Source organism: Streptomyces sp. NPDC014870, assembly GCF_043081505.1.
Classification (GTDB): Bacteria; Actinomycetota; Actinomycetes; order Streptomycetales; family Streptomycetaceae; genus Streptomyces.
Genome location: NZ_JBIBWQ010000011.1, coordinates 63,189 through 84,066 on the forward strand (window position 1 = coordinate 63,189; position 20,878 = coordinate 84,066).

Below are 20,878 nucleotides of genomic sequence, written 5' to 3' on the forward strand. Positions count from 1 at the left end.
CCGTGACGGCGCGTGTTTCTACGGGGGAGAGCTTCGGTGTTCGGAATCATCAGGCCATGCCGTCATCGTCTGGGTGAGGGCTTGCGTACCGAGTGGATGGCCCATCTGTGCGGGCTGTGCCTCACACTGCGCGGGGAGTACGGGCAGTTCGCGCGGGTGGCCACCAACTACGACGGTCTGATCGTCTCGGTCCTGACCGAGGCCCAGTCGGAGCGGACCGGCGACTGGCGACGCGGGGCGGGACCGTGCCCGCTGCGCGGGATGCGGTCGGCGGACGTGGCGCAGGGCGAGGGCGCGCGGCTGGCGGCCACCGTCTCGCTGGTGCTGGCCGCCGCGAAGATACGTGACCATGTGGCGGACGGCGACGGGCTGTTGGGGCGCCGTCCGGTGGCCCTCGCGGCACGCCGGATCGCCCGCGGCTGGGACCGCGCGGGCGCCGCGGGCGGTGAGCGGCTCGGCTTCGACACCGCCGTGCTGCTCCGGGCGGTCGAGCGCCAGACGGAGATCGAGCGGTCGACCGGCCTCGGTGGCTCGCTGCTGACGGTCACCGAGCCCACGGAGACGGCGACCGCTGCCGCCTTCGCGTACACCGCGGTGCTCACGGACCGTCCGGGCAACGCCGAGCCGCTGGCGGAGGCCGGTCGACTCTTCGGCCGGCTGGCCCATCTGCTGGACGCGGTGGAGGACCTGGACGCGGACGAGGCATCGGGCGCATGGAACCCGATCGCCGTGACCGGCGCGGACCGGGCCGAGGTGCGTCGGCTCTGCGACGACGCCGTCCACGGCATCCGACTCGCCCTGTCCGACGCGGTGTTCGTCGACGGACGGCTCGTACAGGTCCTTCTGGGCGGCGAGTTGGAGCGCGCCGTGGACCGGGTCTTCGACCCTCGGCATCGTCACCACCGCCACCGCCCCCAGGCGCGCGGCCTGCGCATGCTGCCCTGGCTCGGCCGACGTCCGGAGACGGAGGCAGCCGCGGAGACCGGCACGGGCGCGGCGTGCGGGATCAGTGCGCTGGGAGGAACGGCTCCCGAAGGTGCGCAGTCGGCGTCCGGCCGGTCGCCGGAGGGGCAGTGCCCGCGGTGTCGCGAAGTGCGCCGGATCTGCCGGGACTGCAGGCTGTGCTACAACTGCTGCCGCTGCGACGACGACGGCGACGCGGGTGAGTGGGAGCCCCAGCAGTCCGGCGACGGCAACAGCGGAGGCGGCTCGAACCGGGACGGGTCCGGGGGCGATGGCTGGTTCGGCGGGGGCGGCGGGAACTCGGGTGGTTCCGGCGGAAGTTCGGGCGGTGGAGGCCACTCGCACGGCGGGTCCGGTGGGTCAGGCGGCTCCGGTGGGTCGGGCGGCGGCTCGGGCGATGGCTGCGGCGGGGGTTGCTGCAACCCGTGCAAGTGCTGCTGCGACTGCTGCGACTGACGCGGGACCGCTACGCCCCCTGGCAGGGGGCGTAGCGCCTCACTTCTCGGCCGTGCCGGGTTCCCCGCCGATGGACTCCTGGTAGACGTCCGCGTGCGTGGGGGAGTCCTTGACCAGGTCGTCGCAGAACGCGGCGACGTCGCTGCCGATGAGTTCCAGGACTCCCTTGCCGGAGGCGACGCCCTCCTCGAAGAAGTCGACGATCCCGGGGAGCAGGTCCCCGCCGGACAGGTCGACCGGCCCGACCTTGAACAGGTACCTCTGCATCTCCTTGTAGACGATCCGGTAGTCCGGCGGGAGCGCCTTGACCCGGGCCAGGTGAGCCCGCCACTGCTTCTTGCCCTCGACGATGTCCTGGATGCTCATGTCAGCCTCCCAGCCGGCTCAGTTTCCTCGCGACGTTCCTGTTCAACTGCTCGCGCCACCGGTCGCGGTAGGTGCGCGCCCCTGCCCCGCCGGCCAGCGCCGTACAGAAGCCCTGGATGTCGTCGCCGAGCACCTCGTGCACGCTCAGCCCGTCCGCCGCTGTCTCTTCGAGCAGTCCCAGGGCCGAGTCGAGGATCGGCACGAGGTCGCGGCCGGTGAAGTCCCCGTGGGGGAAGAGGCAGACCTTGATCTGTTCCCATGCCGCCCGGTGGTCGCCGGGCAGGGCCTCGGCGCGGGCCTCGAAAGCCTTCCATTCCCTGGTGAGATCGCTGCCGGTGATGGACTCCCAGAAGTTCATCTCCCGCCCTCCTTCAGCTTGTCGATGCGTGATGAGACGTACTGCCACTTCGCCCAGAACCTCGCGAGCTCCGCGCGTCCGGCATCGTTGAGCGTGTAGAACTTCCGCGGCGGACCGACGCCGGAAGGCCGCTTCGCCACCTGCACGAGTCCGTTCCGCTCCAGGCGCAGCAGGATGGTGTACACCGTCCCCTCGATGACGTCGGCGAAGCCGAGCTCGTTCAGGCGGCGGGTGATGGCGTACCCGTACGTCTCCTCGCGGTCGATGATCTCGAGCACGCACCCTTCGAGCGTGCCCTTCAACATCTCCGTCAGGTCGTCCATCCACAGCCTCCTCGGCGCCTCGCAGTACTGCGTAGTACTGAGTACCGCTACACGGTATCACCGAGTAGTGGTCGGAGCGAGGGTGCTACCTCAGGTACGGTCCGTCCGCGCCGATCTTGCCGGGTGCCGCGTTGGCGCCGCCGAGATCGAGGACGTAGACCCGCAGGTTGCCCTTGCCGGAGGCGGGGGCGGTGAGGGTGCCGTTGGCGACGGTGACGGTCTGGCCGGTGACGGCCTCCTTGTAGGTGCCGTTGAGGACCCCGCTGAAGGTCGCGCCGTTGCCGACGGAGACCAGAGCGTAGCTGTCGACGCCCGTGGCCGTGTCGGTGTAGCGGCGCTTGAAGGCCATGCCACCGCTGACGCCTTCGGTGGAGTACTGGCCCATCTGGAGGGCGGGGACGGCCCGGCGGATCTGGTTGAGTCGCTGGAGGTGCTTGACGAGAGGCTGCTGGAGGGTTGTGGCGACGGCGCCGCTTGCGCTCGTGACCTGCGAGAAGTCGCCGGCCGTGACGTCCCCCGCGATCCTGTCGCCGTAGTAGGCGCGGCCCGTGGTGGCCAGGGGGCAGGTGGGCCCGCAGTCGATCTCCTTGCCGGCCTGGAACTCGATCTCCGAGCCGTAGTACAGGGTGGGGATGCCCCGGAAGGTCCACATCAGGGACATGTTCTCGGCCCAGGCGTCGGTGCCGCCCGTGTAGCGCTCCTTGGACTTGTTGGGTCCGTAGTCGTGGCTGTCGACGTAGACGACGTTGTAGGTGGCGTCGTTGACGCTGTCGTCGGAGTCCCTGCCGTTCTCGAAGGCGTTGGACGCGTAGCCGAAGTTCATGTGCATCCGCATGTCGATGATGTTCATGCCGCTGAACCGGCTGCGGTCCGGGGTGTGGTAGCTGTTTCCGGCGAGGAAGGCGTTGTTCGAGGTGGGCTGGTTGCCGGTGCCCTGCTGCTGCTCGTAGTCGTACATCTCCAGCGCGGCCTTGGTGTCGTCGGCGTCGTACTCCTTGCGCTCCTTCCAGGTGAAGAACTGCGCGGAGTGGTTGACCGAGCCGCGGTTCCACTTGTCGTTGACGAAGGCCCCGACTTCACCGAAGACGAAGAAGTCCTTCGCCTTCTGGGCGCCGAACCTGCTCGTCACCCGGTCCTGGATGGCGGGCAGGAAGCGGCGGTTGAAGGTGGTGCGGGGGATGTGGACGGCGGTGTCGACGCGGAAGCCGTCGACACCCATGTCGATGTACTTGTTGTAGGCGCCGATCAGGTAGTTCTGGACCGGGGTGCTCTCGGTGTCGAAGTCGGCCAGGTCGTCGTGGAGCCAGCAGGAACGTGAGTCCTCGCCCTCCCAGTTGCCGAGCCAGCACTGGTGGTAGTACGCCGACGGGAACATCTTCGACGTGGGGCTGGGCCACTGGCAGTTGTAGATCGTGTACCCCTCGGGGCTCTTGGCGCCGGTCGGCACTCCCCAGTTCAGACACGTATTGCCGCTGGGTTCGGCCGTCGACCAGAGGTCGCCGTTGTAGTACGACTTCCCGGAGACGGGCTCGACGGTCAGCCCGTCGTACTCGAAGCCGGAGTTCGGCTGGTCGTAGTACCAGCTCCACTGTGCGTCCCGGACGCCGTACACCTTCGGCGTGAACAGGCCCTTGGCACCCCAGCGGGACGAGTGGTTGTAGACCACGTCCTGGTAGATCTTCATGCCCTTGGCGTGGGCGGCGTTGATCAGGTCCTGGTAGCTCGCGCCGGCGGACTCCAGGCGGGGGTCGACCTTGTAGAAGTCGTAGCCGTGGTAGCCGTGGTAGTCGTAGTCCGAGCGGTTGAGGACGACGGGCGTGATCCACACGGCGGAGAAGCCGAGGCCCTTGATGTAGTCGAGCTTCTGGACCAGGCCCTTGAAGTCGCCGCGGAACATGGGGTCGTTGTTGGCGGCGTTGCCGGACTTCGTGTGCTGGCTGCCGCCGCGGTTGTTGGACGTGTCGCCGTCGTTGAAGCGGGCGGTGAGCACGAAGTAGATCGGGTCCTTGCGTGGATCGCCACCGAGCGGGGTGCCGGGGGAGGCGGGCGGCGGGGCGTCGCCGGTGGTGGCGCACTCCTGGGCGCTCGCGGCGGAGATGTTGCCGGCCGCGTCCAGGGCCTTGACGGTCCAGCAGTACGCGGTGTGCGCCGCCAGGCCGGTGACGGAAAGCACGGTGGAGGAGGTGTTCACCACCGACGTGCCCTGACCGCCACCGGTGCGGGTGACCTGATAGCCGGTGACGCCCTCGTTGTCGGTGGACGCGTTCCAGCTCAGCACGGCGGAGGTGTCGGTGACGCTCGCGTCCAGGCCCGAGGGCACGGTGGGTGCCGTGGTGTCCGGCACCACGGCCGCGCAGGGGTCGGTGGCGCTCGCCGTCACCACCCTGTCCTTGACGGTGGAGTTCCCTGTGCCGAGCGGGTAGTTGGCGCCGTTGTTGTTGTCCCAGACGCCGTTGCCGTTGTTGAAGGTGGCCTGCCAGGTCGTGGCGGTGCCGATGTCGACCGTCTTTCTCACCCACCCGGCGCAGGCGGGTTCCATGCCGGTTCCCGGCGCGGTGGTCCAGGTGCCTCCGGTGGGCGCCCAGTGCAGGTTGACGGTCGTCCACCCGACGGTGGCGGTGGAGTACCAGACGGTCGCCGCGTTGCCCTGCGGTGGCTGCGTCGAGCCGCACGGGTCGCTGTGGGCGATCACACCGTCCCTGACGGTGATCGAGCCGGTGCCGAGCTGGTGGTTGGCGCCGTTGTTGCTGTCCCAGGTGCCGGAGCCGTTGGTGAAGGCGGCCTGCCAGCCGGTGGCCGTCCCCAGGTCGACGGTCAGCTTGACCCAGTCGGCGCAGGCGGCGGTCATCCGCGTACCCGGGGCCGTCGTCCAGCTGCCGCCCGCGGGTGCCCAGTGCAGGTAGTACGCCGACCAGTTCCGCGTCGCCGTGTAGTAGTACACGGTCGCGGAGGTCGGCTCGGCGGCGGCGCACGGGTCGATGGTGGTCACCGCGCCGTTGTCGACGGCCGAGATCCCGCCGCCGAGCTGGTAGTTGGCGCCGCCGTGGTTGTCCCACGTGCCGGAGCCGTTGTTGAACGTGACGGCCAGGCCGGAGGCCGTGCCCAGGTCGATCGTCTTCTTGTACCAGCCGGCGCAGGCTGCCGTCATGGGCAGACCGGGAGCGGTGGTCCAGCTGCCGCCGGTCGGGGCGTAGTGGATGTTGACGGTGGTCCAGCTCGCGGCCGGCTTGTAGTAGACGGTGGCGGTCGTCGCCGCGTGCGCGGTCACGGCCGGCAGCAGTGCTGCCAGCATGCCGAGCAGCGCGACGAGAAGGCCGAGGCCGGTCAGGGGGCGGGCTTTCCCGCGTGGCGGATTGCTCATGAGGGCGGCTCCTGAGGGGAGAGGGGAGGCGTGCGGGTGCCCGCCTCCCCGACAGCTACTTGGCGATCAGCAGGAGGGTGGAGCGGCCGTTCAGGCGGTAGACGGTGCCGGCGCCGCCGATCAGCGCCTCGCCACCCGGTTGGGCGAACTGACCCGCGCCCTCGGCCCAGGTGGACGTGTCGGTGACGCGGTACCAGTTCTTGCCCGCGCCCGGGGAGGGGAGCGTGAAGTCGACGGCTCCGGACCAGCCGTTGTAGCCGACATAGACCGCGCTGTTCGGGTCGCCGAGTTCGGTGCCGTCGTAACGCCACGCCAGAGCGTGGTTGTTGACGTTGCTCCAGTACGCGCCGTCGGGCGCCGCCCCTGCCGGGGTGAACCAGTCGAGCTGGCCCATGCCGTTGCCGTTGCCGTCCGAGGCGTTGTAGAAGGCGGCCGGGCGGAGGGCGGGGTGGGCCTTGCGGAAGGCGATCAGGCGCTGTGCGTAGGTACGGAACGTGGACTGGTCCGATGTCCAGGACGTGCTGAGCCAGTTGGCGGACGAGTCCAGGTTGTAGGGGTTGTTGTTGCAGTTGACCGAGCGCAGGTACTCGTCGCCGCCGGTCATCATCGGGGTTCCGGCTGACAGCATCAGCAGGGCCAGGCCGTTGCGGGCGGCCTTGCGCTGGTCGGCGGCGACGCCGGCCTGGTCCCAGGACAGGTTGTGGTCGGATCCGCCGTCGGAAGGTCCGTACGGCCAGCCCTGACCGTTGTTCTTGGCGTTGCAGCGGTACAGGTCGGCCAGGGTGAACCCGTCGTGCGCGACCACGAAGTTGACCGAGTTCCAGGGCGCCCGACCGCTCGACCCGTACAGGTCGGAGGAACCGGCGAAGCGGGTCGCGAGGTCGCCGGGGGTGACGTTCTCGTTGCCCATGGCGTTCTGGTCGCGGCGCACGGTGTCGCGGAACTTGTCGTTCCACTCCGACCATCCCGCGGGGAAGTTGCCGACCTGGTAGGTGCCGCTGCCCAGGGCCCAGGGCTCGGCGATCCAGTCGGTGCCGGAGCCGCCGCCCGCGGGCCGCGGGGGCATCAGGGCGGTGATGCGGTTCAGGGCGGTGTTCGGGTCGGTGCGGCTGTACTGGAAGCAGCCGTGCTCGCAGGTGTTGCCGAGGACGGGAGCCAGGTCGAAGCGGAAGCCGTCGACGCCCAGGGTGTCCTTCCAGTGGGCGAGCGAGTCGGTGATCAGGTTCCTGGTGACGGGGTTGTACGTGTTGAGGTTGCCGTTGACGCCCGTGTTGTCCCAGGACGCCTGTCTGTCGCCGGTCAGCGAGTAGTAGGTGGGGTTGTCCAGGCCGCGCAGGTTGAACAGGCTGTAGGTGTTCTTGTCGCCGGCGGTCCACGGCCCGCCCTCGGCGGCGTGGTTGTACACGACGTCGGTGAAGACCTTGATCCCGGCGTCGTGATAGGCCTTCACCATCTCCTTGAACTCGCGGGTCGGCCCGCCGGGGCTCTTGTCAGCGGCGTAACGGCGGTCCGGGGCGAAGAAGTTGAGGGTTTCGTAGCCCCAGTAGTTGTCGCCCGCGGTACCGGTGGCGTCGACGTCGTTGGTGTCGTTCTGGGCCTCCTGAAGGGGAAGGAACTCCACCGCGGTCACCCCGAGGGCCGCGAGGCCGGCGGCCTTGAGGCCCGCGCCCTTGTAGGTGCCCTGATAGGGGGCAGGCACGGACGGGTCGTTCCTGGTCAGCCCCCTGACATGCACTTCGTAGACGATGTCGTCCTTCAGCGCCCGGGTCGGTTTGCTCCCCGTGTTCGTCGCGTCGGCCGCCAGCACGATGCCCTTGGGCGCCTGCGTCCCGTTGTCGACCGCGCGGTGCGCGGGGCCGGTGCCGTAGACGGTCTTGGAGGGGCCGCCCGGGGTGAGCGGGTCGTGGCTGAGTTCCAGCGCGTACGGATCGGTGAGCAGCTTGTTCGGGTTGAACCGGTTGCCCGCGCCGTCCACGTCCGCGACGAAGCCCGCCGTGGAGCCCTTGGTCCACGCCGCGTCGTACGGCCAGTTCGGGCCCCAGGCGCGGTAGCCGTAGTAGACCGGGCCGGTGATGCCGTACTGCTGGCGGATCGTGGCGACCGGCACGGTCACGGACCAGACGCCCGTGCCGGAGTCCTTGGTGAGCGTGAGCGCGGCGGCCTCGTGGACCCCGGTGGCCGCCGTGTAGAGGTACAGCTGGACGCGGGTGGCCGGCGAGGAGTGGATCCGGAACTCCACGTTGGCGCCGGTCGCGTCGTACCGCGCGCCGAGCGGCCCGCCGGCGGCGGCGGCCGCGGCGGGCGTCACGAGGGGCGCTGGGGCGACGAATCCGCCGAGGGCGGTCACGGCCGCGAGGCCGACCGTCGCGGTACGCAACACCGCGCGACGGCGCCCTCGCCGGAGGCGGGCAGGGGGGAACGCGGACATGGCGGCTCCTGAGGGCAGGCAACGGGAAGCCCCGGCGCCGTCCCTGACGCCTCGGCTGAAAACCCTTGCTGAATCTTGCCGAAAGTTAGTGCAGTCCCCTGTGCGCGTAAAGACCCGCCGCACAGCCTGTTTCAGGGCGGGCGACGACCCTTATTGCCCATATTGCAGGTGAGAAAGCGCGGTTCGGCGGTGTGGTGCCGGAGATCGCGGCCCGGGCGCACCTGCACGCGTTCAACCCGGTGGTGCGGCAGGCGCTGGACCAGGCCGGTGTGCGGATCGGCCAGATCGACGCCGTTGCCGTGACCACGGGCCCCGGCCTGTCCGGCGCCCTCCAGGTGGGCCTCGCCGGTGCCAAGACCCTCGCCTACGCGGCCGGCGTGCCGCTGTACGGCGTCCACCACCTGGCTGGACACGTCGCCGCCGACACCCTGGAGCACGGGCCGTTGCCCGACCCGTGCGTGGTGCCGATCGTCTCCGGCGGCCACACGTCGCTGCTGCTCGTGCGGGACCTGGCCGCGAGCCGATCCTGCACCTGGGCGACACGCTGGACGACGCGGCGGGGGAGTGCTTCGACAAGCTGGCCCGCATCCTCGGCCTGCCGTACCCCGGCGGCCCCGCCATCGACAGGGCGGCGCGGGACGGCGACCCCGGGCCGTGGCCTTCCTGCGCCCGCTGACCCGCCCCGGGGACGACCCGTACGCCTTCTCCTTCTCCGGTCTCATGACGGCCGCGGCCCGCTGGGTCGAGCAGCACCGACGGCGCGGCGAGGACCTGCCGGTGGCCGACGGGGCCGCCGCGCTCCAGGAAGCCGTGGCCGCCGGCCCGCCCAGCCGTCCGAGCGGCCTGACGGCCGCCCGCGGCCTTGCTGGCGAGCCCTCCGGCGGGGAGACGGTGGGCCGCTAGGCCGCCAGGCGCGGCGTGCGCGACGGCTCGGCGCGGCGGCTGCCGGTCTGCTCGAAGGCCGCCGCGAGGGCCAGCAGGGCGTTGTCGTCGTAGGCGCGGCCCGCGAAGGTCAGGCCGACGGGCATGCCGATGTCCGCCATCGTGCCCATGGGCACGGTCACGGTCGGGATGCCGAGGTGGCGGGGGACCAGGTTGCCGTTGGCGACCCAGACCCCGTTGCGCCAGCCGAGGTCGGCGGAGGCCACGTCGACGTCCATGTCGGCGGGGCCCACGTCGGCCACCGCGGGGAAGACCACCGCGTCCAGGCCGAGACCGTCCATCCACAGCTCCAGGTCGACCCGGCGCGTCTCCTCCAGCCCGCGCAGCCCCTGCTCCAGGTGCGGCATGTCGGCGAGGGAGGCGTACGGGCGCTCGCGCACGAAGCGCGGGTAGTCGCCGATCGTGTCGTCGAAGCCCTCGTACCGGTCGGGCAGCTCGCCCTCCTGCTTGGGCCAGATGCGGTCGCCGTCGACGTCGGCCAGCGTGGAGAGCGCCGGGTCGCCGTTGGCGCGCAGGAAGTCGTCCCAGGCCCAGGCCGACAGGTCCTCGATCTCGAAGGTGAGGTACTCGCGGCCGACGAGTCCGCGGGTGAGCAGCGAGGGCGCTCCGGGGCGGTCGGACTCGTAGTGGGACACCACGGGGAAGTCGACCTCGACCACCTCCGCGCCGGCGGCCTCCAGGTCCCGGCGCGCGGCTTCCCACAGCGCGATCACCGAGGGGCGCGTGTCGATGCGCTGCCCGGTCTGGCCGCCGATGCCTCCGTCGGGGTTCGTTCCGGCGTCGGGGTCGGCGTTGATGTACATCCGGGGAACGCCGACGCGCTTGCCGGCGAGCGCCTCGGAGGCGGCCCCGGCGTGGGCGGGGGCGAGGGCGGGGTAGGAGGCGGGGCGCACCTGGGACGCGGCGGGCAGCTCCACCCACGGCTGGGCGCGCCACAGGTCGCCGCGCGTGAGCGGGTCGTCGGCGACGATGACGTCAAGCAGTTCGAACAGGTCGGCCATGGTGCGGGTGTGCGGGACGACGACGTCCATGGTCGGTACGAGCGGCCAGTTGCCGCGGACCGAGATCACACCGCGGCTGGGGGTGTAGGCGCACAGCGCGTTGTTCGAGGCGGGCGCGCGCCCCGAGGACCAGGTCTCCTCACCGAGGCCGAACGCGCCGAAGGAGGCCGCCGTCGCCGTTCCGGAGCCGTTGGAGGAGCCGGAACCGTAGGCGCTGGTGAGCCAGTCGGCGCTGTACGGGCTCTCCGCGCGGCCGTACACGCCCCGCTGCATGCCGCCGTTCGCCATCGGCGGCATGTTGGTCAGGCCGATGAGGACCGCGCCACCGGCGCGCAGCCGCTCGATGGCGAAGGCGTCGCGCTGCGCGACGAGGTGCTCGAAGGCGGGGGAGCCGGACGCGGCCGTGAGCCCCTTCGCGAGGTAGCTGTCCTTGGCGGTGTAGGGGATGCCGTCCAGCGGGCCCAGCGTCTCACCGCGCGCGCGGCGGGCGTCGGAGGCCTCCGCTTCCGCGCGGGCCTGCGGGTTCATCACGACCATCGCGTTGAGGGCGGTGGCCGTGCCGGGCCGGTCGTACGCGTCGATCCGCGCGAGGTAGGCGTCGAGCAGCTCGACCGAGGTCGTCTCGCCCTTCTCCAGCGCAGCCCGCAGATCAGCGATACAGGTCTCCACGACATCGAATCCGCGCGTCATGAGGGTGTCTCCTGGGTGGTGGTGAGTAGGACGGGCGGCCCGCCGGGCCGTCGAGGCGACCTCGTACAGCGGGGCGGCGCCCTCCCCATCGTTCTGACTAGATTTTCAGTCTAGACTAGGAGTCTAGATTTTCGGAACCTAGACTTGGGACCGGGATCGTCCGGAACCGAAAGTGAGCTCATGCCGACGTCAGAGACCGGGCGCGAGCTGCCCGACCGCCTCCTCCCGCCGGAAGCGACCAGGCCGGCGGGCCCCGGTGCCGCCTCCCGGTCCGCGGCGCGGGCCCCGGTCGACAGGAAGCGTCAGCCCAGCGGCGACGAGGCGCGGGGACGAGCGATGCGGGCCGCCATCGGCGTCATCGCCGAGAAGGGCACGGCGGCCCTGCGGATGTCGGACATCGCCGAGCGGGCCGGCATGAGCACCGGCCACATCCTCTACCACTTCGGCAAGAAGGACCGGCTCCTGCTCGAAGTCCTCGCATGGAGCCAGGCGGAACTCTGGACCCGGTTCCAGGAGGCCGCCGACCGGGCCGCGTCCCCTGCCGAGAAGCTGGACCTGTTCGTCCGCTTCTACCTGCCCCGCCACCAGGGCGACGAACGCTACGCGCTGTGGGCGCAGGTGATGACCCAGCGCCACGACGAAGCGGGCCGACGCATCCTGACCGAGCTGCTGGACGGCTGGGACGAGCGACTGGAAGCCATCCTCCGTGAGGGGCGGGACCTCGGGCTCTTCGCTGACGTGGACCTCCCGGGGTTCACCATCAGGGCGGTGGCCATGCTGAGCGGGATCTCCGAGGACGTGATGTTCGGACGGTCCCGCTGGCAGCACACCTCCGCACACGCCTTCGCCCTGTCCGCTCTCGAACGCGAACTGCGTCCCACGGGCCAGGGCTGACGCGCGTGGAGCGCTGATCCGAGGCGTGGGGACGACCGCGGGCGTCGCCGGACCGTGGAGGAGTGCGCGGCGCACCCCCGCATAGGAGCCTGGTGGTGTGGTGAAGCCAAGGAAGGCGGAGACCGGAGCGTACCGGCGGAGCTGGCTGCGCGGGGCCCCGCCGCCCCGCTGGGTGCGGGTCCTGCCGGTGGTGCTGCTCGTCGGGGTCGGAGCGGCCTCCCTCACCGACTCCGTTCCGCTGGACATCGGCTTCCTGCTCGGCGCGGTGCCTCCGCTCGCCGTCCTGGCCTACGGACCGTGGGCCACGGCCCTCCTCGGCGCCGCGACGATCGGGCTGCTGACCATTCCCCTCTTCCATCTGAACCAGCCCGGCAACACCGACCTCTTCACCCTCGGCTTCGTCGCGGCCCTGAGCGTCTTCGTCTCGTTCGTCCGCGGGCGCCGGGACGCGCAGCTCGACCTGGAACGTACCGTCGCCGAGACGGCCCAGCGGGCGATCGTCCCGGACGTACGGCGGCAGGTCGGGCCCCTGCGCTGCGCGAGCCTGTACCGCGCGGCCGAGCGCGGCACGCTCGTGGGAGGCGACTTCTTCGACGTCCGGCCCGGCCCCCACGGGGTGCGGGCGGTCCTCGGCGATGTACAGGGGCACGGTCTGTCGGCCGTCGCGACGGTCGCCGCCGTCCTGGGGGCGTTCCACGAGGCCGTACTGGACGACGTGGACGCGGAGTCGATCGCGGCGCGGCTCGACCGCAGGCTCGTGGTCGACTCGGCGGGCACGGAGCACGCGGAACTCTTCGCCACGGCCGTCCTTCTGGACTTCGCGCCGCACGGGCGGGAGGTCCGCGTCCTGGCCTGTGGTCATCCGCCCCCGGTCCTGCTGCGCGCCGGAGCCGTGAGCACCCTGGAACTCGACCCAGGACCGCCCCTGGGCCTTGGCCTCGCCGATGTCATGCCCGGAACCGTCGGGACGGTGTCACTGCTGCCCGGTGACCGGCTGCTCCTGGCGTCGGACGGTGTCCTGGAGGCCCGGGACGCCTCCGGCGCCTTCTACCCGTTCGTCGAGCGTCTGGCCCGCATGACCGGTGTCGGCCTCGACGAGCTGCCCGACGAGATCTGGGACGACCTGAGCCGCTTCACGCCCAGGATCCAGGACGACGTCACCCTCCTGATCCTCACCCGGGCACCTCCGAGCCGGGCTGACGGGACGGCGCACGGCGCCGGGGCACCGCAACCCACCGACAGGCCCGGCAGGCCTGTATGGCGCACCGCGCTCTCCCTCCCGGGTGATCCCGGTGGCGCGCGTCCCGCGATCACTGGTGTCTGGACGAAGGAAGCACAGGCAGGAAGCGGGAGACGATGGAGCGGAAGCGCGGGCGCCTCGCGACGCCGTGGGCCGCGGGGGTGGCGGGAACGGTGTTCGCGATCCTGACGGCCACGGCGATCGTCCTCGTACGCCTCGCCGTGCCGAGCGGCGCCGACGGCGAGGCGGTCACCGTGGACGCGGGGGAGCGGAGCGCGGTGCGGACGGCCCTGGAGCTGATTCCCTTCGCCGGGATCGCGTTCCTGTGGTTCATGGGTGCCCTGCGTGAGCAGGTGGGTCAGCGCGAGGACAGGTTCGTCTCCACGGTGTTCCTGGGCAGCGGTCTGGTCTTCGTCGCCATGCTGTTCGGCGCCGCGGCGGCTGCATCGAGCGTGCTCGACGAGGGCGGACAGGACTCCGCCTTCGGCCGCCACGTCGCGTACGGCCTGTTGACCACCTACGCCATGCGGATGGCGGCGGTGTTCGTCATGACGACCTCGACCATCGGCCACCGGCTCGGGATCATCCCGCGCCCGCTCACCGTCGTCGGCTATCTGGTGGGCCTGACGCTGCTCGTGGTGGGATCGAACGTGCCCTGGTCCGAGCTGGTCTTCCCGGCCTGGGTGCTCGTTCTCAGCCTGCACGCCCTGTGGGGCCGGCGTTCCGAGGTGTCGCGGTCCGCCGCCTCGCCCTGATCGGGCCGCCCCGCTCACTCGATCGGTCCGCTCCCCGTCGCTGAGGCCCTCCCGGCCGGTGAAAGTGGGCGCAGGGGGTTGTGACCGAGCCATCGGAGAGGGCCGATCCCGTGGTGCGCATCGCCGTCGATCTGAACCGCTGTCAGGGGTACGCGCAATGCGCGTTCCTCGCGCCCGAGATCTTCACCATGCACGGCGACGAGGCGCTGCTTTACGATCCGGATGCCGACGACGCACAGCGCGAGAAGCTGGCCCAGGCCGCCGCGGCCTGCCCGGTGCAGGCCATCCTCGTCGATGCCGTGGACGAGCCGGCCGAGCAGGTCGAGCAGGCCGAGGCGGTGCCCGGTGCTCGGTGACGGAGCCTTGGAGCAGCTCAGACGCGAGGGCCGCATCGTCGTCGTCGGCGCCTCGTTGGCGGGTCTAAGGGCTGCGGAGACCATGCGTGCCAAGGGCTTCCGGGGGTCCCTGACCATGATCGGCGACGAGCCCTGCGAACCGTACGACCGGCCCCCGCTGTCCAAGGGCGTGCTGCTGGGAAGGGCACGCGCCGACCGCACGGCGCTGCCCCGGATCCGGTCCGTCGACGCGACCTGGCGGCTCGGCGTCGCCGCCACCGGCCTGGACATGGCCGCGAGGACGGTGCGGCTGGCCGACGGCGACCAGGTGCCGTACGACCGGCTGCTGATCGCCACGGGTGTCCGGGCCCGGCCGTGGCCGCGCGAGGAGGAGGCGGAACTCGACGGCGTGTTCGTACTGCGGACCTCCGACGAGGGCGCCGCGCTCGCCCGGCGGCTCGACGAGGGGCCCCAGCGGGTCCTCGTCATCGGGGGAGGGTTCGCCGGCTCGGAGGTCGCCTCCGCCTGCCGCGAACGCCGCATCCCCGTCACCGTCGCCGAACGAGGCGCCGCGCCCTTGGTCGGCGCGCTCGGTGGGGTGATCGCCGCGGTGGCCGCCGACCTCCAGCGCGAGAACGGTGTGGACCTGCGGTGCGGGGTCATGGTGACCGCTCTGGAGGGCGACGCCTCGGGACGGGTGCGCGCCGCGCACCTGTCCGACGGCTCGACCGTGGAGACCGACGTGGTGGTCGTCTCGCTCGGCGCCCTCCGCAACACCGAATGGCTGTCCGGTTCAGGCCTCGGCGCCGGGCCACGGGGCATCGCCTGCGACGCGGGCTGCCGGGTCTTCGACATCCGTGGGATCGTCACCGACGACATCTACGCGGCGGGCGACGTCGCCCGCTGCCCCCATCCCCTGTTCGGGTACCAGTTCCTGTCGCTGGAGCACTGGGGCAACGCCGTCGCCCAGGCCGGGATCGCGGCGCACAACATGCTCAGCGAGAGCATCGACCGACTGCCGCACATGGACGTGCCGGCCTTCTGGTCCTCCCAGTTCGGCGTCAACATCAAGTCGGTCGGCGTGCCGTCGATGGGGACGGAGATCCTGATCGCGCAGGGCTCGCTGGACAGCCGCCGGTTCGTCGGCGTCTACGGATACCAGGGGCGCGTCATCGGTGCCGTCTCCTTCGACCACGGCCGGTGGCTGCCCTTCTACCGGGAACTCATCGAGCGCACCGCGCCGTTCCCGCCGCAGTTCCCCACGGTCGACCGGCAGACGGAAGGACAGCGGCCGATGGACGCGGACTTCCCCGACCCGTCGATCCCCAGCCACGGCCCCACCGTCACCGTCAGCGGATACTCGCCCGCCGACCGCCGGATGACGTTCACCCCCGCGCACTGACCCGTACGGCCACAAGGACCTGCCATGACGCAAACCCTGCTGCACCAGATCCTGGACTACGCCAACCGGGCCGACCCGTACCCGATCTACGAAGAGCTGCGGAAGACACCGGTCCACCACGAGACCGACGGGCCGTACCTGATCAGCACCTACTACGAGATCCGCAGCCTTCTGCACGACCCCCGGATCAGCTCCGACGCCCGCAACCTGGAGGCCGGCAGCGCCGACCCGCTGGCGCAGCCGGCCTCCGAGGAAAGCGCCCTGCCGCCGAGCTTCCTCCGGCTCGACCCGCCGGAACACGACCGGCTGCGACGCATGACGAACCGGCATTTCGGCCCGCCGCACTCCCCCCACCGGGTCGACTCCATGCGCCCGGAGCTCGACGACATCGTCGCCGGCCTCATCGACGGGATCGGCGACCCGGGGCGGATCGACCTGGTGGAGGAGTTCTCCTACCCCTTCCCGGTGACGGTGATCTGCCGACTGCTCGGGGTGCCGCGCGAGGACGAGGCACGCTTCCACACCTGGGCGGACACCCTCGCCGCCAGCCTGGACCCCGACCCCGACCATGACGGCGATCCTGCCGAGCGCGGCAAGGGGGCGCACGAGGCCCGGATGGCGTTGGGCATGTACCTGGCCGGCCTGATCGAGGAGCGCCGCAAGAACCCCGGGGAGGACATGCTCTCCCAACTGTCGACGGCCAAGGGCCAGGACGGTCCGATGACCACGATGGAACTGCTGAGCACGGCGGCTCTGCTCCTGATCGCGGGGCATGAGACCACGGTCAACCTCATCAGCAACGGAATGCTGACCCTGTTGCGCCATCCCGACGTCCTGCAGCGGCTGAGGACCGAACCGCGCCTGGCCGTGCCCCTCGTCGAGGAACTGCTCCGCTTCGAGCCGCCGGTGCAACTGCTGCCACAGCGCGCCACTCTCGCCGACATCGAGGTCCGCGGCGTCACCATCCCCAAGGGCTCCACGCTCTGGCTGCTCCTGGCGTCCGGCAACCGCGACCCGCAACGCTTCGAGAACCCGGACCGCTTCGACCCGGACCGCCCGGACATCCAGCACCTGGGCCTGGGCAGCGGCATCCACAGCTGCTTCGGCGCACCACTCGCACGCCTGGAGGCCCAACGAGCCCTGTCGGAACTTGCCCGCAGACTGGAGAACCCCCGCCTGCTGGACGACCCACCCCAGTACCGCCAGAACGCGGTACTGCGCGGGCCGCGCCATCTACGGATCGCCTGCGACGGAATCCGCCCCTGAGAACCGGCACAGCCGACGAGGATCGCGCGGCCCGGTTCCGCGATGGCACCACGTCTGCCGTACACGGCACGCTGGGCCATTGCGCCGCTGAGCTGCAACATGCTTCCGCTGAACGCGCCGGGCGATGTCTACGGCCACGCGACACCTACGTAATTGCCTGGTGCGCGTGAGGGCGGCAGGGCATGATCCCGGAACGTTCGAGCCGCTCAGTGAGGGAGCTGTGATGACCGTTGGCGACTCCGAGCCGTCCGAGCTTTCCGGGCCTTCGGACCACTCCGGGTCCCGGCCCGAGGTCCGCGTAGTCGGTGGGGTGCTGTGCGGGAGCCGCGAGGCGGGTGTGGCGGTTTTCCGGGGCATCCCGTTCGCCGAGCCGCCGGTCGGCCCGCTGCGTTTCGCCGCGCCTCGGCCCGTACGGGGATGGGACGGGGTGCGGTCGGCGGTGTTGTACGGCCCGCCGCCGCCACAGGGCGGTCATTTCGGGATGGACGCGCTGGCGCGTGACGCCGCGGGCGACGACTGGCTGACGGTCAACGTCTGGTCGACCGACCCGAGCCCCGACGCAGGGCTGCCGGTGATGGTGTGGATCCAGGGCGGCGCCTACTCGATCGGCATGTCCGGCCTTCCCGAGTACGACGGAGGCCGTCTGGCACGTGACGGTGTCGTCGTGGTGACGTTCAACTACCGGGTGGGCCTGGAGGGGTACGGACAGATCGACGGGGCGCCCGCCAATCGGGGGCTGTTGGACCAGATCGCCGCCCTGGAGTGGGTGCGCGACAACATCCGGGCCTTCGGCGGCGACCCGGGCCGCGTCACCGTCTTCGGCCAGTCGGCGGGGGCCGGGTCGGTCGCCGCCCTGCTGGCGGCGGAGCGCGCGGTCGGGCTCTTCGGCCGGGCCGTGGCACAGAGCGTGCAGGGCACGTACTTCTCACCGGAGCTGGCCGCCGACATCTCCGCCGCGTGCGCCGCCGAGCTGGGGCTACGGCCCACGGTGGCCGACCTGTCCGGCGTGGATCCCACCCGACTGGCCGCCGCCGGGGACGCGGTCGGCGCCAAGATGAACAGCTGGGCGGATCGTTGGGGGCCGGTCGCTCACCGCGCGATCCCCTTCTCGCCGGTCATCGACGGTGACACCCTGCGGGTCACCCCGTGGCAGGCGCTGGCGAACGGCGCCGGGCGCGACATCGAACTCCTCGTCGGCCACACCCGCGACGAAACGAGGCTGCTGGCCGCGCTCGACGGAGTGCTCGGCCAGGTCACGCCGGAGCAGGCCGAGACCGCCCTGCGGGTCTTCGGGCCCGGCCCGGTCGCCGCACGCCGCTACCGCGAGGCGTTCCCCGCCGCGGGCCCGGACGAGCTCTATGAACTGGTCTCCTCCGACTGGTTGTTCCGCATGCCGTCCCTCCACCTCGCCCAGTGCCAGACCGCTGCCGGCGGCCGCGCCCATGTCTACGAGCTGACCTGGTCCGCCCCGGGCATGGGCGGTGTCCTCGGCGCCTGCCACGGGCTCGACGTGCCCCTGGTCTTCGGCAACCTGGACCGCGGCCAGCCCGCGGCGCTGATCGGCGAGAGCCCGTCCCCGGAGGCGGAGGAGCTGTCCGCGCGCATGCGGGCCGCGTGGACGTCCTTCGCCGCCCACGGCGATCCGGGCTGGCCCGTGTACGACACCCGAGAGCGCCTCGTACGACTCTTCGACGTCGAGACCCGGGCGGGCGTCGCCGCCTACCCGGAAGCAGCCTCGCGCCAGATCTGGCAGGACCACACCTTCACGGCGCTGCCGCTGCTCGACCGCTGACCCTCTGCGTCGGCCGGTGAAGCGTTTCGCCCCGCCGCGCGTTCAGATGGTGCGCACCGAGCTGAAGTCGACCGCCCGGTCCGCTTCCTCCAGCACGCGCGCGGCAACCTGCCTCGCCTCCGCAGGCACATCCCCGCGCTCCCGGACGAGAGTCGCGTAGATCGGCGCGTCGCCTGCTGCCCGGCCCATGGGGTCGTACTGGTTCACTTCGGTGGTGTCCTTATCTGCGGCGGAATCAGCTAGCGAGTGTACGGGGGCCGCTTCCGGCTCGCCCGCTCCGCTCAGAGTCGCCGGTCGATCGCTCCGCCCGACGCTGCCGGCCAGGCCGGTGACGGCCACGAAATGCCCTGCCCTGAGGCATATCTGCCCCGGCGTCAGGTGGACAGGGGCCGGACGGTGATGTCCTGAACCCGCCGGTCACGCGATCGAACGGGTTCCGAGGGAACCCGTGGGGCGAACCGTGGTGGATTCGGCAAGGCGCTGTCACCGAACCGTGAAGCTTCCGCGCGAACCTGGTGTCCACCACGGCGCAGTTCGAGCGCCGCCATCGGGGGAGTACCGCCATGAGCACCGTTCGTAGAGCCATCGTCGCCGCCGCCCTCCTCGCCACGTCCGCACTGACCCTGACCGCCTGCGGCCCTTCCGAGGACGGAGCCACGGGCGGGACCGACGTGCCGACGACCGCGGCTCCCACATCCCCGCCGCAGCCCGCCAAGCCGACGACTCCCGCCAAGCCGTCCGGACCCGCAACCCCGTCCGCGACCGCCAAGCCGACGACTCCCGCCAAGCCCGTCTCGCCGACGGTCGATCCGGACTACGACGTCTTTCCCTGCAGCACCTACGACGTGACGTTCACCGCGAGCCAGGCAGAGCCCACGACCAGCAGCTACCTGCTGAAGATCACCAACAAGTCCGGCAAGCCGTGCCGGGTGCTCGGCCACCCCGTCGTCACCTTCGGTGACCTGGACGGGCAGGCGACGGAGCGGGGCACGGCCCCCGGTATCGAGGCGGCCATCCGGCTCGCACCGGGCCAGTCCGCCTACGCCGGCCTCATGGGTGGTCTGAAGGACGCCAAGAGCGAGACGGTCTCCTCGATCGCGATGACCATGAACACCGAGTCCGACCTGGAGCAGGTGCCGCTCAAGGCCTCCACGCCCGGGCTGAACGTGTCCGACGACAACTCGGTGACCGCGTGGATGGACAACGCCGAGGACGCCCTCAGCCTGTAGTCGAGTCCACTCCCAGGCGCCTCCGCCGGGCGGGGTCCCGGCGGGCATGGCAACCTACGCCGGCGCCTCCGCGTCCTCCTCCACGGCGGACGGCTGCCGATCACCCGGGAGAGCGCATGGCGAAGAAGGCCCAGACGACGGACGCGGCGAGCGAGAAGGACCGCGAGAAGTGGATGGCGCGATTCCAGGTACGGCTGGCCATGCAGCCGGGCGTGGACCGAGCGGTCGTGCTCCAGGCCGTCAAAGAGGTCACGGCGCACTGTGCGGAGACCGGGGAACACCCGCGGGCCGCCTTCGGCGACCCGGACGCCCACGCGGTGCAGGTCGCGGCGCGGCTTGTGCCGGCGGACCGGGCGGCGCGCGAGAGCCAGCGCAACACGGGGGTGGACGCGCTCGACTCCGTGCTGAAGAGGGCCAGGGACATCGCCGGTCTGTGACCGGTCGAAGCCACCCCGCGGACGCCCTCGATGGGGGAAGCGGCGATCAGTAGGCGGAGTCGACGTTGTCGATGGAGCCGTACTTGTCGGCGGCGTAGTTGGCGGCCGCCGTGATGTTCGCGACCGGGTCGGTCAGGTCATGCTCGGTGCCGGGGACGTGGTACGCGTCGAAGGTCGGCTGGATGACCTGGAGCAGGCCCTTCGAAGGCGTGCCGTTCTTCGCGTTCACGTCCCAGTTGTTCTGGGCGTTCGGGTTGCCGGAGGACTCACGCATGATGTTGCGGTGCAGGCCCTCGTAGCTGCCGGGGATCCGCTCGGCCTTCATGATGTCCAGCGCTTCCTTGATCCAGCCGTCGAGGTTGTCGGCGTACTGCTTCTTCGCCTTCTTGGCCGCCGGAGCATCCGCCGCGGACACCAGGGACGCCGAGACGTTCGCCGGAACCGTGGCTGCCTGCGCGGGCGACGGGACCAGCGTGAGCGCCGCCGCTGCGGCACCCGCGGTGGCCAGGCCTGCGACGGACAGCTTGCGGAATCGGGCGATGCGGCTGGTGGTGTTCTGCGTGGTGGCGGTCATGCGCGAGTAACTCTCCATCTGGCGACGACGTGGGATGCCGACCGAACGCGGTGGCGTCGGAAGCGA

At 71.1% G+C, this 20,878-nt stretch carries 17 protein-coding genes and 2 pseudogenes; 11 read left to right on the top strand and 8 right to left on the bottom strand.

Going from position 1 to position 20,878, the window contains the following annotated elements; all coding sequences use genetic code 11:
* The first annotated feature begins 36 nt into the window (after positions 1-36).
* On the top strand, positions 37-1,419 hold the full coding sequence (locus ACF09C_RS28830) for a DUF5685 family protein (protein WP_392095663.1): 1,383 nt from the start codon (positions 37-39) through the stop codon (positions 1,417-1,419).
* Between the two features lie 39 nt (positions 1,420-1,458).
* Here ACF09C_RS28830 and ACF09C_RS28835 read toward each other — a convergent pair whose 3' ends face one another.
* The 5 genes from ACF09C_RS28835 to ACF09C_RS28855 all read right to left on the bottom strand — a co-directional run bounded on the left by ACF09C_RS28835 (position 1,459) and on the right by ACF09C_RS28855 (position 8,255).
* Positions 1,459-1,785 carry a DUF1048 domain-containing protein gene (locus tag ACF09C_RS28835; RefSeq protein ID WP_392095665.1) on the bottom strand — a complete coding sequence of 109 codons (327 nt, stop codon included), beginning with the start codon at positions 1,783-1,785 and terminating at the stop codon, positions 1,459-1,461.
* A 1-nt stretch (position 1,786) separates the two neighbouring features.
* Entirely contained in the window at positions 1,787-2,143 is a 357-nt protein-coding gene (locus tag ACF09C_RS28840) for a DUF1048 domain-containing protein (protein ID WP_392095666.1), read from the bottom strand.
* Complete coding sequence (locus ACF09C_RS28845) at positions 2,140-2,466, bottom strand: PadR family transcriptional regulator (RefSeq protein WP_392095668.1); 327 nt, start codon at positions 2,464-2,466, stop codon at positions 2,140-2,142. The genes ACF09C_RS28840 and ACF09C_RS28845 overlap by 4 nt, the downstream gene beginning before the upstream one ends.
* Positions 2,467-2,551: 85 nt before the next feature.
* Positions 2,552-5,827, bottom strand: coding sequence for a carbohydrate binding domain-containing protein (locus tag ACF09C_RS28850; protein ID WP_392095670.1), 3,276 nt, complete (start codon positions 5,825-5,827; stop codon positions 2,552-2,554).
* 55 nt (positions 5,828-5,882) lie between these two features.
* Positions 5,883-8,255: an alpha-amylase family glycosyl hydrolase gene (locus tag ACF09C_RS28855; protein ID WP_392095672.1), complete on the bottom strand. Its 2,373-nt coding sequence runs from the start codon at positions 8,253-8,255 to the stop codon at positions 5,883-5,885.
* 170 nt (positions 8,256-8,425) lie between these two features.
* Between ACF09C_RS28855 and ACF09C_RS28860 the strand changes: the two are divergent.
* Positions 8,426-9,071, top strand: a pseudogene (locus ACF09C_RS28860) (tRNA (adenosine(37)-N6)-threonylcarbamoyltransferase complex transferase subunit TsaD); the annotation flags it as partial.
* Positions 9,072-9,154: 83 nt separating this feature from the next.
* Here ACF09C_RS28860 and ACF09C_RS28865 read toward each other — a convergent pair.
* The gene (locus ACF09C_RS28865) at positions 9,155-10,888 is read right to left on the bottom strand and encodes an amidase (protein WP_392095674.1); all 1,734 of its coding nucleotides are present in this window, start codon (positions 10,886-10,888) and stop codon (positions 9,155-9,157) included.
* Between the two features lie 180 nt (positions 10,889-11,068).
* Here ACF09C_RS28865 and ACF09C_RS28870 point away from each other — a divergent pair, with 180 nt between their 5' ends.
* The 7 genes and pseudogenes from ACF09C_RS28870 (at position 11,069) to ACF09C_RS28900 (ending at position 18,572) form a co-directional block, all read left to right on the top strand.
* Positions 11,069-11,782, top strand: a complete 714-nt coding sequence (locus tag ACF09C_RS28870) for a TetR/AcrR family transcriptional regulator (protein WP_392095676.1) — start codon at positions 11,069-11,071, stop codon at positions 11,780-11,782.
* Between the two features lie 97 nt (positions 11,783-11,879).
* A pseudogene (locus ACF09C_RS28875) lies at positions 11,880-12,971 on the top strand (PP2C family protein-serine/threonine phosphatase); the annotation flags it as partial.
* 167 nt (positions 12,972-13,138) lie between these two features.
* Positions 13,139-13,777: a hypothetical protein gene (locus tag ACF09C_RS28880; RefSeq protein WP_392095677.1), complete on the top strand. Its 639-nt coding sequence runs from the start codon at positions 13,139-13,141 to the stop codon at positions 13,775-13,777.
* A gap of 113 nt (positions 13,778-13,890) precedes the next feature.
* A complete protein-coding gene (locus tag ACF09C_RS28885) occupies positions 13,891-14,133 on the top strand; it encodes a ferredoxin (RefSeq protein ID WP_392096051.1) in 243 nt (80 codons plus the stop codon).
* On the top strand, positions 14,072-15,514 hold the full coding sequence (locus tag ACF09C_RS28890) for an NAD(P)/FAD-dependent oxidoreductase (protein ID WP_392095679.1): 1,443 nt from the start codon (positions 14,072-14,074) through the stop codon (positions 15,512-15,514). The genes ACF09C_RS28885 and ACF09C_RS28890 overlap by 62 nt, the downstream gene beginning before the upstream one ends.
* A gap of 24 nt (positions 15,515-15,538) precedes the next feature.
* Positions 15,539-16,780, top strand: coding sequence for a cytochrome P450 (locus tag ACF09C_RS28895; protein WP_392095681.1), 1,242 nt, complete (start codon positions 15,539-15,541; stop codon positions 16,778-16,780).
* A 223-nt stretch (positions 16,781-17,003) separates the two neighbouring features.
* Entirely contained in the window at positions 17,004-18,572 is a 1,569-nt protein-coding gene (locus tag ACF09C_RS28900) for a carboxylesterase/lipase family protein (RefSeq protein WP_392095682.1), read from the top strand.
* A 42-nt stretch (positions 18,573-18,614) separates the two neighbouring features.
* Here ACF09C_RS28900 and ACF09C_RS28905 read toward each other — a convergent pair whose 3' ends face one another.
* Positions 18,615-18,779, bottom strand: coding sequence for a hypothetical protein (locus ACF09C_RS28905; protein ID WP_392095683.1), 165 nt, complete (start codon positions 18,777-18,779; stop codon positions 18,615-18,617).
* 356 nt (positions 18,780-19,135) lie between these two features.
* Between ACF09C_RS28905 and ACF09C_RS28910 the strand changes: the two genes are divergently transcribed.
* Positions 19,136-19,801, top strand: coding sequence for a DUF4232 domain-containing protein (locus ACF09C_RS28910; protein ID WP_392095685.1), 666 nt, complete (start codon positions 19,136-19,138; stop codon positions 19,799-19,801).
* Between the two features lie 116 nt (positions 19,802-19,917).
* Positions 19,918-20,238, top strand: coding sequence for a hypothetical protein (locus ACF09C_RS28915; protein ID WP_392095687.1), 321 nt, complete (start codon positions 19,918-19,920; stop codon positions 20,236-20,238).
* A gap of 46 nt (positions 20,239-20,284) precedes the next feature.
* On the opposite strand, the gene ACF09C_RS28920 is transcribed toward ACF09C_RS28915, so the two are convergent.
* Positions 20,285-20,812 carry a transglycosylase SLT domain-containing protein gene (locus tag ACF09C_RS28920; RefSeq protein ID WP_392095689.1) on the bottom strand — a complete coding sequence of 176 codons (528 nt, stop codon included), beginning with the start codon at positions 20,810-20,812 and terminating at the stop codon, positions 20,285-20,287.
* Positions 20,813-20,878 lie beyond the last annotated feature (66 nt).

Bases quoted from the DNA above. Each gene is read 5' to 3' on its own strand.
- ACF09C_RS28890 (WP_392095679.1), top strand. From the start codon at position 14,072: ATGCCGTGGACGAGCCGGCCGAGCAGGTCGAGCAGGCCGAGGCGGTGC.
- ACF09C_RS28840 (WP_392095666.1), bottom strand. From the start codon at position 2,143: ATGAACTTCTGGGAGTCCATCACCGGCAGCGATCTCACCAGGGAATGG.
- ACF09C_RS28870 (WP_392095676.1), top strand. From the start codon at position 11,069: ATGCCGACGTCAGAGACCGGGCGCGAGCTGCCCGACCGCCTCCTCCCG.
- ACF09C_RS28850 (WP_392095670.1), bottom strand. From the start codon at position 5,827: ATGAGCAATCCGCCACGCGGGAAAGCCCGCCCCCTGACCGGCCTCGGC.
- ACF09C_RS28835 (WP_392095665.1), bottom strand. From the start codon at position 1,785: ATGAGCATCCAGGACATCGTCGAGGGCAAGAAGCAGTGGCGGGCTCAC.
- ACF09C_RS28845 (WP_392095668.1), bottom strand. From the start codon at position 2,466: ATGGACGACCTGACGGAGATGTTGAAGGGCACGCTCGAAGGGTGCGTG.
- ACF09C_RS28855 (WP_392095672.1), bottom strand. From the start codon at position 8,255: ATGTCCGCGTTCCCCCCTGCCCGCCTCCGGCGAGGGCGCCGTCGCGCG.
- ACF09C_RS28880 (WP_392095677.1), top strand. From the start codon at position 13,139: ATGGAGCGGAAGCGCGGGCGCCTCGCGACGCCGTGGGCCGCGGGGGTG.
- ACF09C_RS28915 (WP_392095687.1), top strand. From the start codon at position 19,918: ATGGCGAAGAAGGCCCAGACGACGGACGCGGCGAGCGAGAAGGACCGC.
- ACF09C_RS28895 (WP_392095681.1), top strand. From the start codon at position 15,539: ATGACGCAAACCCTGCTGCACCAGATCCTGGACTACGCCAACCGGGCC.
- ACF09C_RS28920 (WP_392095689.1), bottom strand. From the start codon at position 20,812: ATGACCGCCACCACGCAGAACACCACCAGCCGCATCGCCCGATTCCGC.
- ACF09C_RS28865 (WP_392095674.1), bottom strand. From the start codon at position 10,888: ATGACGCGCGGATTCGATGTCGTGGAGACCTGTATCGCTGATCTGCGG.
- ACF09C_RS28900 (WP_392095682.1), top strand. From the start codon at position 17,004: ATGACCGTTGGCGACTCCGAGCCGTCCGAGCTTTCCGGGCCTTCGGAC.
- ACF09C_RS28910 (WP_392095685.1), top strand. From the start codon at position 19,136: ATGAGCACCGTTCGTAGAGCCATCGTCGCCGCCGCCCTCCTCGCCACG.